Below are 17,244 nucleotides of genomic sequence, written 5' to 3' on the forward strand. Positions count from 1 at the left end.
AATGGATATCATTATGATTATTGATCTTTATTACTTATGTCAATACATTGATAACCGAATTGCCACATTTCACTTAAATTGGTGAAAAATAACGCATAAAGGACATAGGAAATGCAGGGGAATTATTGGCAAGCAGCCAATCAGAAGTTGCTCGCAAAAACCATCAGAGAGCTTCATTTTGAAAACGCGATTACCGTCTCTCATACCGAAGGGCGCGACTATCAACTCACTCTCCCTAATGCGAACTGGTCGTTTTCAGCCACCATGAGCCTATGGGGCATGGTGATTGTGGATATCGGCAGTGTGTCACGTGGGGATAATCATCAGCCCGAGCTCATCGCGCTAATAATAGATTTACAGCCAGAGATTAAGATGACGCCACTCCACCTCGGTGGGCTGATTGAAGAGTTACAAGAAACCCTCAGCGCCGAACAGCAACATCTTGCAATGTTAGATGTTATGCCAGCCGATGAGCTGGTCGCGTTATCTGAATCGGCTCGCCAGGCCTATTTGGATGCACACCCTACGTTTCTTGCCAACAAAGGCCGGTTAGGCTGGGGACAGCAAGAGAGCCAGCAGTATGCACCTGAATACGGTAACGTTTTTGCCTTGCATTATATCGCTGTACATCGAGACTGCGCACAACATGGTTTTTGTGAGGGGCTGGATCAGGCAAGTTTGCTCATCGATACACTATCGCCAGCTGCTTATGACGCGCTTATGTCGCGCTTGCCGGCGGATAAGAATGATTACCTTATCATGATGGTTCATCCTTGGCAGATGCAGCGTTATATCTACAGCCAATACGCTTCTTCAATTGCTTCTGGAAAGATAATTGATTTAGGTACGCGTCCTGAGCAGTGGCTAGCGCAACAGTCTATTCGCACCTTGAGTCGTGCGGATAACCAAGGAAAATACGATGTTAAAACCGCGCTGACGATCCTTAATACGTCTTGCTATCGCGGCGTGCCCGGCAGCTTTATTGCGCACGGCCCCGTGCTGTCAAAATGGCTCTCAGAGTGTGTGAATCAGGACGATCTACTGTCCCGTCTTGGCATGCACGTGCAACAAGAAGTGGCAGGGGTATATTGCCCACAGCCCTATCAGGCGCAGATAGACAGTTGCTACAAATACCATGAGATGTTGGGATGTGTTTGGCGTGAACGTGCGGAAAGCTTGCTGCTATCGAATCAGCGACCTATGAGTTTGGCGACGTTGATGCAAGCCGGAGGCGATGGGATAAGTTGTGTGGAAGCGCTGATTACGCGCACCGCGTTAACACCTAACGAATGGTTGCAGCGTTTGTTTGATCACGTTGTTGTGCCCCTTTATCACTTGCTGTGTCAATACGGGATTGGTCTCGTCGCCCACGGACAAAACATTACCGTGGTACTTGAAGACGATATCCCTGTGGGCTGCATGATCAAAGACTTTCATGGTGACTTACGCTTTGTCGATCAACCGTTTCCAGAGTTGGATGGCTTGGATAAAGCCGTGCGAGCGGCGATCAAACACTTACCGCCACACTATCTGGTGCATGACTTATACACGGGACACTTCGTCACCACACTGCGGTTTATTTCGCCGTGGTTTGTATCTCTTGGAATAAGCGAGGCTGCATTCTATCGTCAATTAGGTGATACCCTTCGTCGCTATCAACAAGCACACCCTGAGCTTGGTGAGCGATTTAGGTTGTTTGATGTGTTGAGTGAGACCAAAGAGAAAGTGTGTATCAATCGGGTCAGATTCAACATTGGTTACGATGATAGCAATGAACGGCCGTTGCCCATGTTTGGTGAGCCTATCGCTAACCCTCTCGCCATTTAAAAAAACCCGCCTTTTGGCGGGTTTCTTTTAGTCGGTTAAGCAACGGGATTACTTCCCACTCTTGCTTTGCTTGGTGAGCTCTTTGATGGTGCGGCTGATTTCACGGCGTTGCTTAGAAATCTCCGCGTTTTTGATGATGTGGTCATCGACGCGGTCTTCATAATCACCTTTCATGTTCTTGATGATTTCGACGATATCTTCGTACGACATTTCTGGTTGGATGTAATCCAACAAGTTTTCGAGTAAGACAACACGTTTTTGGTTGTCTCGGATTTTTTTGTCGTTGTCTTGGATTTCGCGTTTTAGCTTGTTCTTTTGTCGTGAATGCTTAACGATCTCGTATACGCTGGTCATCATAGTCGCCTTCTATTTTTTGAAGTATGAAAAAATTAAACCACAAGCGCGGCAGCAAACCCAGCCTTTTTCCGCTTGAGGTGGGGAGTTTTTGGTCACTTGAGTCGCCGAGAGGGCGATAGAAGAGTCAGTATGAGCCTTGATACTGAGATACCCTGAGGCGAACACCTTTTCGACCATCCTACATCTCGATGAACTTGTTTGATGGTGGCAAAGATAACAGGCTGACATTGACAGTGTTATGACACATATCAATCCCAGCCATGGCCCGCCCGATGACCGTCAATAGTCGGTTGGGCTACCTTCTAACTTGACCGATGAACCCGATGTTTTCATCATGGCGCCGCGCAACATCGCTTGTACCAGCTCGGTGGCGTCAAACTTTGTGAGTGCTTCATGGGCGCCCACTTGTTTAGCACGATCAACGCTAATGTCACTGGACAATGAGGTATGCAGGATTAAGTATGCTTCTGCCAATTTATCATCATTACGGATTTCAAACGCCAGCTCGTAGCCATCGATGCCTGGCATTTCAATATCACTGACAATGATGTCAAACGGCTTGCCGGCTGATGCGGCGTTTTTCATCATTTGCAGCGCTTCTAGGCCGTTATTCGTCACAAAATAGGGGATGTTAATACTATCCAATGCCTCAGAAAGCTGTCTTCTGGCGGTTAAGGAGTCATCGACTAGCAGGATATTCATCGGCTTGAGTTTTTCACGATCCACATCGGCTAAGATAGGATGGAGCTTGTCGGGATCGGATGGGAAAATATGCTCCATGATGTATTCCACATCAAGGAGCTGTACGAGTTTATCGTCGATATGCATAACACCGGTTAAGAACGCGCGCGTTCCTAAGGTTTCGGGCGGCTCAGAAATAGAGCGCCAATCACATTCGCTGATTTTATCGATTCCACGTACCAAAAAACCCATCACGCGGCGTTGGCAATCCGTGACGATGATATAACAAGACGCCCACTCGGACTTGGCAACAGGCTTGTAGCCAATAGCTTTCGCCATATCAATCACGGGGGTGGCGATGCCACGGAAGCTGGTGGTCCCTATCACCGTTGGATGGGAGCCGGGCAAATCCGTGAGCGGCTGAAAAGGAATGATCTCCCGCACTTTTAGCGTACCAATCGCGAAAGATTGGGTGGCGGTGAGGCGGAACATCAACATGCCTTGTGCTTGATTAGCTTTGCTCTTCATAGCATCACTCTGCGTGTAATCGTCAATCGTTTAGTTATGGTAACAGCCTTAGCATTGTTCACCTATTCTTATACAAGGATAGGGGCTGATTCGGGAAAAGATACCTAATCCATCCGTATTGTCTCATATTTGAAACTTATTGATAGTCTCATTTAAACGTGGTGTCAGCCACGCTTTTTCTTCGCACCTTTTGTTAAAATGAGGGACTAAAACGGGTAAGCTGTAAGGCGAAAGGTACGCCTAATATGGGCAAATAGGTTGCCTGTCGCCATATCTTACCTAAAATAAGACTAGGCTTTTTTTTGTCTCGGTGCCCAGAGCACAATAGAAAAGTCGTGAACAGCGGCACGTCGATAAGCAAATATACGTGTCCGGATACATGCGAATGAGCAGTAACACGACGGTTGAGTGAACTATGACCAATATTTTAGATTCGGTAGATTCGCGGACACGGCTGGTGGGTGAGAACCGCCTTGAGCTGTTAATGTTTTATCTAGGTTCTAGCCAACCTTTTGCCATCAACGTTTTTAAAGTCCGCGAAGTTATCAAGGTGCCTAAGCTCAACCAAATGCCGGGCTCGCATCCTAATATTCGTGGCGTGGCGATGATCCGAGGTAAATCGATCCCAGTGATTGACTTACGCCAGTCGATTGGTATGGGAACCATCGGGATGTCTGATGAGTGCAACGTCATCGTGACGGAATACAATCGCACTATTCAAGCCTTCTTGGTGGGTCAAGTGATTAATATCAAGAATATGGGCTGGGATGAAATCATGGAGCCGCCGGCAAGCTCAGGCCGTAATAACTACCTGACCGCGATTACTCGCCAAGATTTTGATGGACAAACTCGTTTGGTTGAGATTGTCGATGTAGAAAAAGTCTTGGCAGAAATTGTCGCCTATGAAGTCGGTGTGTCAGAAGATGTGCTTGATCCGCAAATTACGCCTTACATGGCTGGACAGCGTGTATTGGTCGTGGATGACTCATCGACGGCACGAGCGCAGGTCAGTGAAACACTGTCGCAGTTTGGCGTAGAGTGCATCATCAAGAAAAACGGTGCTGAAGCATTGAATTTGCTGAAGAGCTGGTGCGATGAAGGCAAAAATGTCAGTGACGAAATTTTGCTGATGATCACCGATGCAGAAATGCCAGAAATGGATGGCTACAAACTGACGCACGAAGTGCGTTCTGATAGCCGAATGAGTGACTTGTACATTGCACTAAATACCTCGTTGAGTGGCAGTTTTAACGAAGCAATGGTTGAGAAGGTAGGGTGTAATCGGTTTATCTCCAAATTCCAACCTGATCTTCTAGTGAATGTGGTACAGGAGCGCTTACGTCAGGTTGTGGCAAGTTAAATAGCCTTGGCGTCTGAGAATACATAAGCGGGCAGTGGCTCGCTTTTTTTTGTATGACATTGTGAGGATCTGGCCACGACCATTATTCGTGGGTCGCTAAAACGCATACTAGATATGGTGTTGGTTGAACTACATTTAGCGTTCGGGGCATAAAGTTATCTACCGTATCTGTGGATAACCTCGTTAATTTCTTTGTAAGTAATGGAAACACGTCAGGTAAGAGCGGGAAGGAAACCTAATTTATACGGTTTGGCTAAAATTTAACCATATTGTTTTGAGCGGTGATAACGTTTCTAAACAGGATCTGCGTTTTTAAACAGAGCCTAAGTTTTCAAACAGAATCTTAGCAAATATGCGATACTCGCGACACGAAGGCGAAGCGCCTGTTTCGTTAAAAGATCTTGCTTGGTTGAGACATAGCGCGGTCGCGTAACAGGGTTGGCGCGGCATAAACAGGGTGGCGTTCACAGGAGAGTAGTCGTGATCACGGTAGACAAACATGAAGGGCTGTCAGTTAGGATAGCGGTGCTTAATGAAGAAGTGAGTGCGCAAGAGGTGGCATTCTACCTTTTCGTGCCTGGCGAACTGAAGTTTGGTAAACATGTGCTGTCTGAAGACGATTTTTACTACCGCGTGCTTGCTAATAGTCGTACTTATTTCACGTCCCGCTATCACTTACCGCTCGTTCATGCCCGTCTAGCCAGTCGCGATAAACTTCCTACTGAGCAATATCGCGTCAGCTTGAGTCTTTATGCCTATCAATACGCCTTGTCACTGGAAAAAGCGACGCATGACTTTTTTGAGTCCGTATCAGGGCTTGATGACGCTGATGCTCTTGAGCAGTTAGAAGATACCATTGAAATGGCGGTTGAAATTTTGCGTCGTTTACGCCGCTATAAACCGCAAGATACCAAACTGCTCAAGTACTATCATAACATTGATAATTACTTGTCATGGTTGACGGAACAGCGTTTCCTCTCGCTACTTGCGCATATGCCACGTGGGAACGTGTATAAAACGGTCCGTCAACAATTGATTGAGCTATGTCAGGCTGAAGAGGCGCATCGACTGGTTAATCGCTATAACTCGGATAAAGCGGTGCGCGATCCAACGCGTATGGTCAATAAGATGCGTTTAGCACGCCGATTGATTGAATTTCCTGTCACGATTCGACAAATTCCACAGGCTTTGGGCAAAAATCTGAATAAGCTTGCTAAGGCTTCAGCGACCGCGTTTGTGATGCTCTTTGTGACCACGGTGATTATTCATGCTCGTCAGTATCTGGGAGAAATCACGTTGTCTTTTGTGCTTGCAATGGCAGGGATCTATGCATTACGTGAGATCTTTAAAGATGATTTGCGTGAAGCGCTTTGGCGGTGGATCCGTAGAGGTCGCCCCAAATGGCGTAAGCGCTTTATTGATCCGACGTCGAATAGGCAAATTGGGCGACAGCTTGAATGGCTTGATTACCTTGACTATAACACCTTACCTGATGAGGTGAAAAAGCTACGCCGTGGTAAATTGCGTCAGCGAGAAGAAGCGGTTGTACGACTTAAGGTAAAAACACAACTAGAAACGACCCGTTTTTTATCGGGATACGACACCACCAGAGATGTATGGAAATTTGACTTTCGCTCTTTTTCTCGGTTAATGGACCGCGGTAGCCAACGCTTGTATCGCCTTAATGAAGGACAAGTGCTAAAAGATTCGGTGGAAAAACGGCATCAATTTAATCTGATCAGCTGCCAACGGATTAAAGGTCAGTCAACCGTTTATCAGCGCTGGAAAATCACAGTAAATAGGTCAAAAGTTGTTGATATTGAAGAGGTTTTTGATTGATTACTTGGAAAGTAATACGTTCTTCTGGTTCAGGTAGTCAATACAAAATGCATAAAAGTCTATTGCTGATAGGGGTTTGGCGAAAAAATAACCCTGAAACTCATCGACCCCCATTTGCTGAAGGCTGGTTAACTGCTCCCTAGTTTCAACTCCCTCGGCGACCACATGGATACCAAGTTGGTGGGCCATGTGGCAAATGGTATCAACGAGCACTTGCTGTCGTGTTATATCTGCCATGCCAGTGACAAATGAGCGATCGACTTTGACTTTGTCGAAGCTTAAATGATTGAGCACTGCCATGGACGACCAGCCGGTTCCAAAGTCGTCAAGCGCGATACGGATCCCGACATCACGAAGCTGGTTCATCAAAAGACTGAATCGACCGATATCATCAATGGTCATTGTTTCTGTGACTTCAAAAATGAGTTGTTTGCGTTGTTCTGGGTGTTTGGCGAAAATCGTTATTACATCAGCAATTAAGGACTCATTGAAAAATGAATCGGAAAGGTTAACGGCGATATCAATATGCGTATTGATACTTTGCCATTCTGTATTGAGCGCGTGATGAACTTGTTGCAGTATCCATTTACCTAAGCGCTGCCCGAGCCCTGACTCTTCGGCGACATTTACGATAAGTTCCGGGTTAATTGGCCCGTATTCAGGGTGATGCCAGCGAACTAAAGCCTCGCAACCTAATCGATTTGGATCTGCCGATACAATAGGCTGGAAAGCGACATAAAGCGCATCTTGGTATGGGTCTATCAAGTGCGCCTTTAATTCATCGCGGAGCCTACGACGTTGTTGCGCTTCTTGTTCATACTCCGTTTTAAAGGTGTCAATACTGTCTTTCGTGACAGGCGCTTGTTTAGCTCTCATTAAGGCAAGGTCAGCGTTATTAAGCAACTCATTGGCTAACTGCCAGTGACTGTTTCCCGAGTGGGCATCAACATCAAGACTTTTTGCGATACCTATTGCCAAGGACAATCGATGGCCTGGATAAATACTGTCAATAGCACGACGTAGTGAGTCACATAATGGTTGGGTGAAAAAGCTGAGATGACGACCATCCGAGTAAGCAAGCACTGCAAACTCATTGCTACTGGCACGCGCACATGGATACCCATAAGGCAAACAAATGCTGTTTAACTGACTGGCAAGTTTTGTTAATGCCTTATCCCCTTGCTCATACCCCATCAAATCGTTGATGTCTTTAAAACGACGGATATCTATCAACAGTAAGGTATGTATACGGTTTTGCTGGACCGCTTTATACAGGCAGTCCAGAAGATAGTTTCGGTTGGGTAAGCCGGTGAGGCGATCCTGCCACGCCAATTCTTGTTGCTTGCTGCTATTGCGATACAGGCGAAACGCGAAAAAAATCAATACTAATGTGAGTATGAACATTGCAGCGTACATCACTTTGATTTTCTCATCGAGAAATGCGCGCTGTTCGATGGAGGCTGGACCCGTAAAGTTATTCACCATCAAGTTACGAATTTGGGGAAGCACAATGTCTATTTCATTGAGCAAATTTTGAAGCCGTTCTCGATCACCGTTTAACACAGCCTGCTCATGCCGTTGAATGAGTCGAAAAGCGCGCTCCACAATAGGTTGGGCATTGAAAGCGCGTCGCATTGCCGCTGTTTCTTGACTACTTAAAAATGTATCGTACCGACTCCATAAGATGTCATAGGTAAGAAGCAGTGATCGTCTTGGGCTTGAATCCTCGACAAGATAGAGTGCCAAGTCATTTCGAAACTCGAGGGTCTCTAATTCCATTTGGGCAAGTGCCCAGGCAGACAGCTGGGTATGAAGTGTTTGTTTCGTATAAGCTTGATGAAATTGATAAAGCGCCGTCGCGGTCAAGAGTAGAGCCGTGAAGACAAACATAACAAAAGCAATAAGAGGGCGCTTTACCATTCGACTTTGTACCTCATCAACTCTCTATCTCAAGTGGTGTTATCGGCTGTTTTTCGCCGCATTGTGCTTTTTAATATAGGCGCTGGACGCTACTCTTTTAACACTTCAACACGATTGACTTGCCATGCCATTCGGCTGTGTAGTACTTCATTTTCAAGTTGGCTAAAGGCCGAGAGTGGATAGATAACCCAAATGGGACCTTTGTCTCGAACCCGCATCCAGTCGCCATTCTTTTTAATCGCGAAGATGGGATTATATTTTTTGATATCGTCTCTCGGAATTGTCGCCCAATAATCATTCAGCGCATAGGCTTTGAGGCTATGTGCGGGCTTATTCACCGTTTCTAACAGTTTTTGGGCAGAGACACCAAGAAAAACCTGTTCTCCTTCGGTCCATGGCGTTTGTGTTTTGATCGTGCGATCCGCCAGCTGAATGAGTTGTTCACGGGTTAGCGTTTGTTTTGCTACGTCACCGGATATCGTCAGCATTGGCGTAGCTTCAACACGTGATGCTAGCAATGCCAAGAATACTGTCGCTATCAAAAGAAAGTGTGTGCTGCGCTTTTTATGCGACTGTGTCGTTGCACTCTCGATGGTTACCATGTTGTTCCTTCCTTGTGCTGTTATTTTTTAAACCTAGCTTGAGCGGGTAACTTCCTCAAGAAAGTACGGATAAATCGCTAACATGCCCTCAGTTATTATATAGAACGTAATAGAATATAATTCTGTTAAAGTTTTTATTTGTGCGGGTATTATCATGTCATTATGTTTTATAGTCGTGATAATGACTTATATTTGCCATTTTAACGATTTTTTATACCAATAAAGAGCTCTGACATGAGAAATCCTCATTTTTCTACCCTTGCTGTTCATGGTGGTGATCAAACCGACAAAGGTCACCATGCGGCTTTTACTCCGATTTATACCGCCAGTAGCTTTATTCAGCCCGATCTGAGCCATCAAGCAGACTTTGGCTACTCCCGTGTTGGCAATCCAACACGATATGCTTACGAGAGTGCGTTGGCGGCGCTCGAGCAAGGCTGTTATGCGACCGCGACGGCCTCGGGGATGGCTGCGACAGCCTTGGCCTTAGAACTGCTACCCGCAGGCGCGCACATTATTGCGATGCGTGGTGTGTATGGGGGTACACATCGCTTGTTCGACAAACTCCGCGCCCGCAATAACGGACTCAGTGTCGATTATGTTGATCTCAATGACTTGGACGCCGTGGCGGCAGCCGTCAAACCAAGTACTGCCATSGTTTGGATTGAAACTCCGACGAATCCCTTGTTAGAACTGGTTGATATTGCTGCGATTTGCCAGTTTGCCCGCGAGCATGCCTTATTAACCTGTGTGGATAACACCTTTGCGACCGCCTGGAACCAAACGCCACTGAGCTTGGGGGCGGATATTGTGATGTTGTCGACCAGCAAATACATTGGTGGGCATTCTGACATGATTGGCGGCGCGCTGGTCACCGCAGATGAAACCTTGGCGAAAAAAATTGATTTTGCCAAAACCACGGTCGGCGCAATTGCCTCGCCATTTGATGCTTATCTCGCGTTACGCGGATTAAAAACGCTCGATCTGCGTATGCAGCGTCAATGCGATAATGCGCTAAACGTTGCGACCGCGCTGGAAAACCACCCTGCCATTGAAGCGGTTTTCTATCCGGGCTTACCGTCACACCCGCAACATGCGCTTTGTCAGACGCAAATGCGCTCAGGGGGAGCAGTCGTCACCATTCAGTTAAAAGGCACGCGGGTCGAAAGCGAGCGATTTTTAAGCCGCTTACGTTACTTTATCTTGGCGGAATCGCTGGGTGGTGTGGAAAGTATGATTAACCATTCAGCGTCCATGTCTCACGGCTCCATGAGTGAAGAGGAACGCGAGGCGATGGGGGTTTTCGATACCACCTTCCGGCTCTCGGTCGGCATTGAAGACAGTCGTGACTTGATTGATGATCTCCTGTATGCGCTCGATCAGGAGGCATCATGACCGATTATGGCGTCTGGACGGTGGTGACGCCCCTGGTCACGATTGTGCTTGCGGTGGTCACGCGTCAGGTCATTCTGTCGCTACTGACAGGGGCGATGGTGGGTTATACCGTGATCGCCAATTTCAATCCATTCGCTGGCGTCGCCAAGGCACTGGATAGTTATATTGGTGTGTTTGCCAGTGCGGGAAACACGCGCACCATCTTGTTTTGTTTTATGGTGGGTGGATTAATTCGTCTTATCCAAGTCACTGGTGGCACGCGGGCCGTGATTCATGCGCTCACCGAGCGTGCTCAATTGGTGAAAAATCCGATTGCGGTGCAGTTGCTCGCGATGGTCACCACCATGCTGATTTTTATTGAAAGCTCCATTTCCATTATGTCAGCGGGGACGGTGAGTCGTGATTTAGCCGATCACTATCGCGTCTCTCGCGAGAAGCTCGCCTATGTGATCCAGTCATCCTGCGTCGCGACCTGCTCTAGTGTGATGATCAATGGTTGGGGTGCCGCGATGATGGCGATTATCGGCGTGCAAGTCAGCAAAGGTTATGTTGAAGGGGAGCCCTTCAACATTCTATTGCACGCTATTCCTTACAACTTAATGGCGTGGCTCTCCTTGCTAGCAGTGCTGTTTTATGTGCTCACTGGGGCGAGTTGGGGGCCAATGGCGAAAGCTGACCAACGTGCAGCAGCCGGGCAAGTACTGCGTGAGGGCGCCTTTCCTATTGCTGGCGATCATCAGCGCGATGATGAGCCGCTAGGCAAAGTGAGCTATTTTGTTCTGCCGTTACTGAGCACCATTTTAATGGTGCCGGTGGGCCTGTTTATCACCGGTAATGGCGATATTGCCTCTGGGTCTGGCTCGACTGCTGTTTTTTGGGCGGTGATGGGAGGGACTGCGGTCGCGATGGCTTTCTTTATCGGCACGCGTGTCTTGTCGTTAGATGCCTTTTTCCGCCACCTGTTAGCCGGATACGCCAATATGATGCCTCTGGGGGCAATTATGTCGCTGGCATTTTTAATGGGGGATTTATCGGCAGACTTACATACGGGACACTACATCACTCAGGTGATTGATGGCATTTTGCCTGCGGGATTATCAGCCGCTTTTGTCTTTGTGATTGCCGCTATCATGTCACTGGCGACCGGGACCTCGTGGGGCACGTTTGCAATCATGATCCCGATAGGTATTCAGGTTGGCGCTGCGACAGGCATTGACCCGCACTTAATGATTGGCGCATCGATATCTGGGGCGATTTTTGGCGATATGACGTCACCAATCAGTGATACCGGCATTGTCGCGTCGATGGCAACAGGCAATGATCACGTTGATCATATCCGTACGCAATTTCCTTACGTTATGGTCGTGGGAGCTGTCAGCACAGTGGCATTTGCGGTCTTAGGGAGTATTTAAAGAGAGACTGCCCAAGCGATGGCGCGGGCGGCTGAATAACCTCAATGCAAGCGTTGTTACTGCATTGAGGCGTAAAGGCAAGCAGGGGCGTTGTCACCAAAAAAACCCCCTCTAAACGATTGACTAGATCTTGTTGATGATGGGTGCTGTTTTCTGATTTAAATACGCGATAATGTCGTCCGATTCGTACATCCAGCGCGTGTCTCCAGCATCATCTTCGATACGCAAACAGGGCACTTTAATACGGCCACCACCTTGCTCAAGCGCTTGCCGTGCGGCCATATCACGTTTGGCATCTTTAACCGCCAAAGGTAGCCCTAGTTTGCGACTCGCCTGACGAACTTTGACACAAAACGGGCATGCAGCAAATTGATAGAGTGTGAACTGTTCTGACAACCGCTCAAGTGCTTGTGTTTGTTCGGCACTTAACTTGGGAGACTTAGGTTTGGTTAAGGCCTCGACAACGAGAATAATTTTTCCAAGGATCCAACGAATAACGCCCATATAACCTCCATGCGTTCAATAAAGCCAGAGTGTAACACGCCAAACACGTTTGCTCATCGTTAACATATTGTTCCTGTATGGAAATAAAGTGTTTCCACCTGAGTACAGAATCGCGTTGTGCCTCTCGATCGCGCTGTTAGACTATGCATGAGACAACCTCACGATAAAAAGCAAACGATTACGAGTACCCTATGATACTGCAAGCTATTGACTTCCAAGCACCGAATGCGGAGCAAGCCTTTGTTGAATCTTTACGTGAAACAGGCTTTGGCGTTCTTAAAAACCACCCGCTACAACAGCAGCGAGTCGCTGATATTTACCAAGAGTGGGAAGGCTTTTTTAACACCGAGGAAAAGCACGATTTCACCTTTAAGTCAGACACGCAAGATGGCTTTTTCCCCGCTAAAATTGCGGAAACGGCGAAAGGCCATACCAAGCGTGATCTAAAGGAGTTCTTTCATTATTACCCTTGGGGGCAGTGTCCTGAAGCGCGACGTGATAACCTGCAATCTTATTATCAACAAGCGACCAGTTTAGCTGAAACCTTGTTGTCTTGGGTTGAGCGTCAATCGCCTGTCAGCGTCAGTGAGCACTACTCACAATCACTGTCGAGTATGATTGCGGGGAGCGAACAGACGTTACTGCGCGTATTACATTATCCGCCGTTAAACGGTGATGAAGAGCTAGGTGCAATCCGGGCCGCTGCGCACGAGGATATTAACTTGCTCACTATCCTTCCGGCGGCGAATGAGCCGGGCCTGCAGGTGAAAGCCAAAGATGGTAGTTGGTTGGATGTACCGTGTGATTTTGGCAATTTGATTGTCAATATTGGTGATATGCTGCAAGAGGCATCGGGCGGCTATTTCCCATCAACCACCCATCGCGTGATAAACCCTGAGGGGGCGGATAAAACTAAAGCACGTATTTCCTTACCACTGTTTTTGCATCCCAAACCAGAAGTGGTGTTGTCTTCTCGCCACACTGCGAAAAGCTACTTAATGGAACGTCTACGTGAGCTGGGCGTGATTTAACCTTAGGCCTCCAATAGCTGCCGAGATAAGATATTGCCTCGGCAGCGTTAAAACCCTATCGTTCGCCCTGATACGGTCACCTAAAACAAGTACGAGCATAGTTTTAAGGGGAAGGCGTCAGTTTCAATAAACTCCCGTTACTTCTGTCTGTCAGTAACAATATACTGCCATCGTTTGCTTGGATAACATCACGAATACGACCAAACTGACCATCAAGCATCCGCTCCTCATGAATCACTTTGCCATCTTCCAATACTAGTCTGATCAATAACCCAAATTTTAAAGAGCCAAGCAACAGGTTGCCTTGCCACATTGGGAAGCGATCACTGTCAACCATGATCATGCCTGACGGTGCAATTGACGGATCCCAATAATAAACCGGTTGGCGCATCCCTGGTTTTGATGTCCCCTCTCCGATTTGTGTGCCCAGTCCATAGTTAACGCCATATGTTATAGTCGGCCAGCCATAGTTTTCACCGGCGAGAATAACGTTGAGTTCATCGCCACCTTGGGGACCGTGCTCATGTGCCCAAATACGTGTGCCTGTGTTATCGAGGGCGATGCCTTGGATATTTCGGTGCCCGAAGCTAAATACCTCCGCACGTTTGTCATCCGCCTGTAGGAAGGGATTACTCTTCGGCACTGTACCATCAAGGTTTAGACGAACGAGCGTACCCAGGTGATCGTCGGCAAACTGCGCACGAACTCGGTGGCCGCGATCGCCAAGCGTGATATATAGGTGCTCAGAAGTGACCAATAAACGACTGCCAAAATGGCGCCCGCCACTGCGTTTGGGAGAGGCTTTAAAAATAACACGACTGTCAATGAGTACATCTTTAGACAGTGTGGCCATTATAACCTCAGTACCGGCTTGTCCTCGCTCGTCGATGGCGGCATAGGAAAGATATAAACGCTGGTTGGTCGCAAAATCAGGTGCCAAGGCGATATCTAATAGGCCCCCTTGCCCCTCTTGAAACACGTTTTTTGGGGTGCCTAAAATGGAGACGACCAGCCCATTGGGTGTCAGCCGTTTAAGCTTGCCGTCACGCTCGGTAATCAGTAGATCGCCATCCGGAAGCTCAGTGATCCCCCATGGATGAGAAAAGCCGGATTTCAGTGTTTCAACACGAAGGCTCACCGCCTCCGTGTTGATGGTTTTTGCCTCTGCAGCCCCTATTGTTCCAAGAAACAGAACGACCAAGCACAATGAATGCGACAAACGCATTGCTCACCTCCCATTAATGTGTGCGTAGTTTTTCGTACAAGCGGTCTTTGAGGTGCGCGCGCTGTCGTTTCATGGCAGTAAATATGTCGTCGCTGGTGGGGATTTGGTTCATCTCTAAACCACGAATATGGTGATCGAGTTGATGATAGCGTTGCGCATCGAGCTGAAACGCGGGGTCATATTGCTTAAGGTGGTGGATACGATCGCGATGCTCCGGGAAATCAAAAACGAGTGCGTGGTTTTCTCCTTGCATACAGCCTCCTGTTATCGGCCTGCCTTTTATAAGGTTAGGCCTGCTTACCGCGATTATCCAAATTTCATCAACGATAATCACGGTGATGTAGTAGGCGAGCTGTCTAGGTCTTTGTCTTTTCGGGAAAAGAGACGCGTTGACCATCGGTCTTCAGAAGGCTAATGGTGCGTGGAGAGCCATCTTCATTCAAGGTGACCAATCCTACGGCGCTGGCATTGACGAGACGCTTCGGGCCTGGCGTATCAGGGTCGCGCCGATCAATACGCATACGCTTGCGTTTAGTGAGCCAATTCAGTGGAGACAGTGGGCTGAATAAAACGCGATCGCACCACTCGCAAAAGCTCAGAAGTGGCTCGGGGAAGCGGTTTTTGAAACCACTGGCAGTTATTTGCCACAAACGCGGACTATGGGTGCGAAATCGGATTCGAATATCATAAGCAAACGAGTAATGCACATCCCCAGATAAAATCACGTAATTGGTGGGCGTACGTTGATGACGAAAAATACTGAGTAGCGTATTGGCACTCCCTGGGTGGGCCATCCAGTTTTCGGCATCGACGACAGTCGGCGCGCCTAGCCAGGTCGCAATTCGCTGTAATACCTCGATAAATTTAACGCCAAACATGGGAGCGGCAGAGACGATCACCGCGCTATCATGCCTTAACAGATCATGTTGAAAATCCATCAGTGCTTCCCAGTCCATCAGGCCCGACGGTTTATTCATTCGTGACTCGGATCGCCAGCGACGAGTGCGTGTATCTAACACAACAAGATGTGGCGTGGTTGGTACCGTGTAATGCCAGTGCTCAAAGCGCAGACATTGCTCCACCATAGCCTGGTGCGTCTCTGTTTGTGTGTCCAGGTCGCAAACACTAATGGGCTGATAGGCGCTTTGGCGGGCGGTAGTGAGAAAGTCTTGGCCAAAGTTATCGGGCGCATTGCCCCAACCTTGGCACAACCAGTAAGCCATCAGACCATTGCCGATAATGCGACGAGAAAAGGGATTGAGATACGCGGCCTGTTCCCAACCGACGGTGATATTCCAATCATCCGTGATGTCATGGTCATCAAAGATCATATAGGTTGATAGATGTGCGAATAGTCGCTGCACACCGGTTAAACCGGAACGAAAGGCATTGAGTGCGAGTGTTTCTTGTTGATAGCGTTCGCGTTGACTGTCGGTAAGTTGACTGGGGAGATGAAGATGAGGTCCGTCTGTTAGCGTCCAAGAAACGGGAGCCCAAACCAGCAAATACATGGCGACGTGTTCTGCAAAGCTTATCAAGTGATTGGAGACGGTTTTGGAGGTAAAAATAGGCTGTGGTTGACCAAACAGTCTCTCTAAACGGCCGCCCTTTTCCGCGCGCTGGCTAGGGAGGAGCTTGCCACGTTGAACATAGCTGTCAGGGTGTGTATCCAAGGCACGGCAGTCGACAATGGGCGCGGCCTCGAAATACTCATTTTTAAGACCTAATACGGCAATTAACCGGCGAATACGCTGCAGCATCGGCGTGGCGACGTCATCGGCGTAGATTTGATCCCCACTCATAATCAACATATTAGGCCAGTGTGTCATGGGGGTCGTGGCCAAATGTTGGTCGAGAGTGACGAGGGCATCATCGCAGTGGTGGTGCGGATGTCGGCATGAGCCATGCGCGATGTGGGTGGCTTTTGAGGGAATACAAAAAGAGGGCGCTTGCTCGTTGTCATACAAGATATCCGGTTGGATGTCCGCCACTCCCCTGTGGTTGATCTGTATATCGTATGACAACGGGAGATCGACGGGAAACCCATGGGCCGACCGGAGATGATGAAGCACGACCCACGCACGCTCGCCAAGACGAAACCAATGTCCGGCTGACAATGGCATGGATGCTAATATCTGGTTGTGCTGATAAACTGACACGGTGCCATCTTCGGGCTTTTGTGTTAGCACTGACCATAACGTCACTTCATGCTGTGTCGTACGCCGTAGCATGGGGCCGGCAATAAAGAGTGGGAGCGATGCGTCTTTATCCAATGTCTCTGGGTCCTCGAAATCAGCTACTGGGCTACTGGGTTGTATATTTGCACTTTTACCTACGTGAGTGCAAAGAAGATAGTTTAATCGTCTGATTTGTTGCCTTTTTAGCCATTCGAGCCGAGTGTGTGGGGATTTATTGAAAAAAGGGTTGCACCGAGATAATGGATTGCCTATCATCTCGCTCGTTGTCGCAAAAGACAATTCCCCCATAGTTCAGTTGGTAGAACGGCGGACTGTTAATCCGTATGTCACTGGTTCGAGTCCAGTTGGGGGAGCCAAATTTAGAG

General features: G+C 48.1%; 14 protein-coding genes and 1 tRNA gene. 7 read left to right on the plus strand and 8 right to left on the minus strand.

Going from position 1 to position 17,244, the window contains the following annotated elements; translation table 11 throughout:
* The first annotated feature begins 111 nt into the window (after positions 1-111).
* A complete protein-coding gene (locus tag BZG81_RS12220; protein ID WP_077677506.1) occupies positions 112-1,827 on the plus strand; it encodes an IucA/IucC family protein in 1,716 nt (571 codons plus the stop codon).
* A gap of 48 nt (positions 1,828-1,875) precedes the next feature.
* Here BZG81_RS12220 and BZG81_RS12225 read toward each other — a convergent pair whose 3' ends face one another.
* Positions 1,876-2,181, minus strand: coding sequence for a DUF496 family protein (locus BZG81_RS12225; RefSeq protein ID WP_077460870.1), 306 nt, complete (start codon positions 2,179-2,181; stop codon positions 1,876-1,878).
* Positions 2,182-2,463: 282 nt separating this feature from the next.
* Positions 2,464-3,393, minus strand: coding sequence for a chemotaxis protein CheV (locus BZG81_RS12230; RefSeq protein ID WP_025744876.1), 930 nt, complete (start codon positions 3,391-3,393; stop codon positions 2,464-2,466).
* 415 nt (positions 3,394-3,808) lie between these two features.
* Here BZG81_RS12230 and BZG81_RS12235 point away from each other — a divergent pair, with 415 nt between their 5' ends.
* Positions 3,809-4,753 (plus strand): chemotaxis protein CheV, encoded by a 945-nt coding sequence (locus BZG81_RS12235; protein ID WP_077460871.1) that lies wholly within the window; start codon positions 3,809-3,811, stop codon positions 4,751-4,753.
* A gap of 480 nt (positions 4,754-5,233) precedes the next feature.
* Positions 5,234-6,592 carry a hypothetical protein gene (locus tag BZG81_RS12240; protein ID WP_077576138.1) on the plus strand — a complete coding sequence of 453 codons (1,359 nt, stop codon included), beginning with the start codon at positions 5,234-5,236 and terminating at the stop codon, positions 6,590-6,592.
* On the opposite strand, the gene BZG81_RS12245 is transcribed toward BZG81_RS12240, so the two are convergent.
* Positions 6,593-8,512 (minus strand): putative bifunctional diguanylate cyclase/phosphodiesterase, encoded by a 1,920-nt coding sequence (locus tag BZG81_RS12245; RefSeq protein ID WP_077677507.1) that lies wholly within the window; start codon positions 8,510-8,512, stop codon positions 6,593-6,595.
* 89 nt (positions 8,513-8,601) lie between these two features.
* On the minus strand, positions 8,602-9,114 hold the full coding sequence (locus BZG81_RS12250) for a hypothetical protein (protein ID WP_077677508.1): 513 nt from the start codon (positions 9,112-9,114) through the stop codon (positions 8,602-8,604).
* Between the two features lie 234 nt (positions 9,115-9,348).
* Between BZG81_RS12250 and BZG81_RS12255 the strand changes: the two genes are divergently transcribed.
* Positions 9,349-10,509 (plus strand): trans-sulfuration enzyme family protein, encoded by a 1,161-nt coding sequence (locus BZG81_RS12255; RefSeq protein ID WP_077677509.1) that lies wholly within the window; start codon positions 9,349-9,351, stop codon positions 10,507-10,509.
* A complete protein-coding gene (locus tag BZG81_RS12260; RefSeq protein WP_077677510.1) occupies positions 10,506-11,921 on the plus strand; it encodes a Na+/H+ antiporter NhaC family protein in 1,416 nt (471 codons plus the stop codon). The genes BZG81_RS12255 and BZG81_RS12260 overlap by 4 nt, the downstream gene beginning before the upstream one ends.
* A 123-nt stretch (positions 11,922-12,044) precedes the next feature.
* Here the strand turns inward: BZG81_RS12260 and BZG81_RS12265 are convergent, their stop codons facing one another.
* Complete coding sequence (locus tag BZG81_RS12265; RefSeq protein WP_077677511.1) at positions 12,045-12,425, minus strand: glutaredoxin family protein; 381 nt, start codon at positions 12,423-12,425, stop codon at positions 12,045-12,047.
* A 191-nt stretch (positions 12,426-12,616) separates the two neighbouring features.
* On the opposite strand from BZG81_RS12265, the gene BZG81_RS12270 reads away from it, so the two are divergent.
* A complete protein-coding gene (locus tag BZG81_RS12270) occupies positions 12,617-13,456 on the plus strand; it encodes a 2OG-Fe(II) oxygenase family protein (protein ID WP_077460876.1) in 840 nt (279 codons plus the stop codon).
* Between the two features lie 103 nt (positions 13,457-13,559).
* Here BZG81_RS12270 and BZG81_RS12275 read toward each other — a convergent pair whose 3' ends face one another.
* The 3 genes from BZG81_RS12275 to BZG81_RS12285 all read right to left on the minus strand — a co-directional run bounded on the left by BZG81_RS12275 (position 13,560) and on the right by BZG81_RS12285 (position 16,954).
* Positions 13,560-14,681 carry a PQQ-dependent sugar dehydrogenase gene (locus tag BZG81_RS12275; RefSeq protein WP_077677512.1) on the minus strand — a complete coding sequence of 374 codons (1,122 nt, stop codon included), beginning with the start codon at positions 14,679-14,681 and terminating at the stop codon, positions 13,560-13,562.
* Positions 14,682-14,694: 13 nt separating this feature from the next.
* The gene (locus tag BZG81_RS12280; RefSeq protein ID WP_025744348.1) at positions 14,695-14,934 is read right to left on the minus strand and encodes a YdcH family protein; all 240 of its coding nucleotides are present in this window, start codon (positions 14,932-14,934) and stop codon (positions 14,695-14,697) included.
* Between the two features lie 103 nt (positions 14,935-15,037).
* Positions 15,038-16,954 (minus strand): alkaline phosphatase family protein, encoded by a 1,917-nt coding sequence (locus BZG81_RS12285; protein WP_443216221.1) that lies wholly within the window; start codon positions 16,952-16,954, stop codon positions 15,038-15,040.
* A 205-nt stretch (positions 16,955-17,159) separates the two neighbouring features.
* On the opposite strand from BZG81_RS12285, the gene BZG81_RS12290 reads away from it, so the two are divergent.
* Positions 17,160-17,235 (plus strand) — tRNA-Asn (locus BZG81_RS12290).
* The last annotated feature ends 9 nt before the right edge of the window (positions 17,236-17,244 follow it).

Source organism: Salinivibrio sp. MA607 (assembly GCF_001996245.1).
GTDB lineage: Bacteria > Pseudomonadota > Gammaproteobacteria > Enterobacterales > Vibrionaceae > Salinivibrio > Salinivibrio costicola.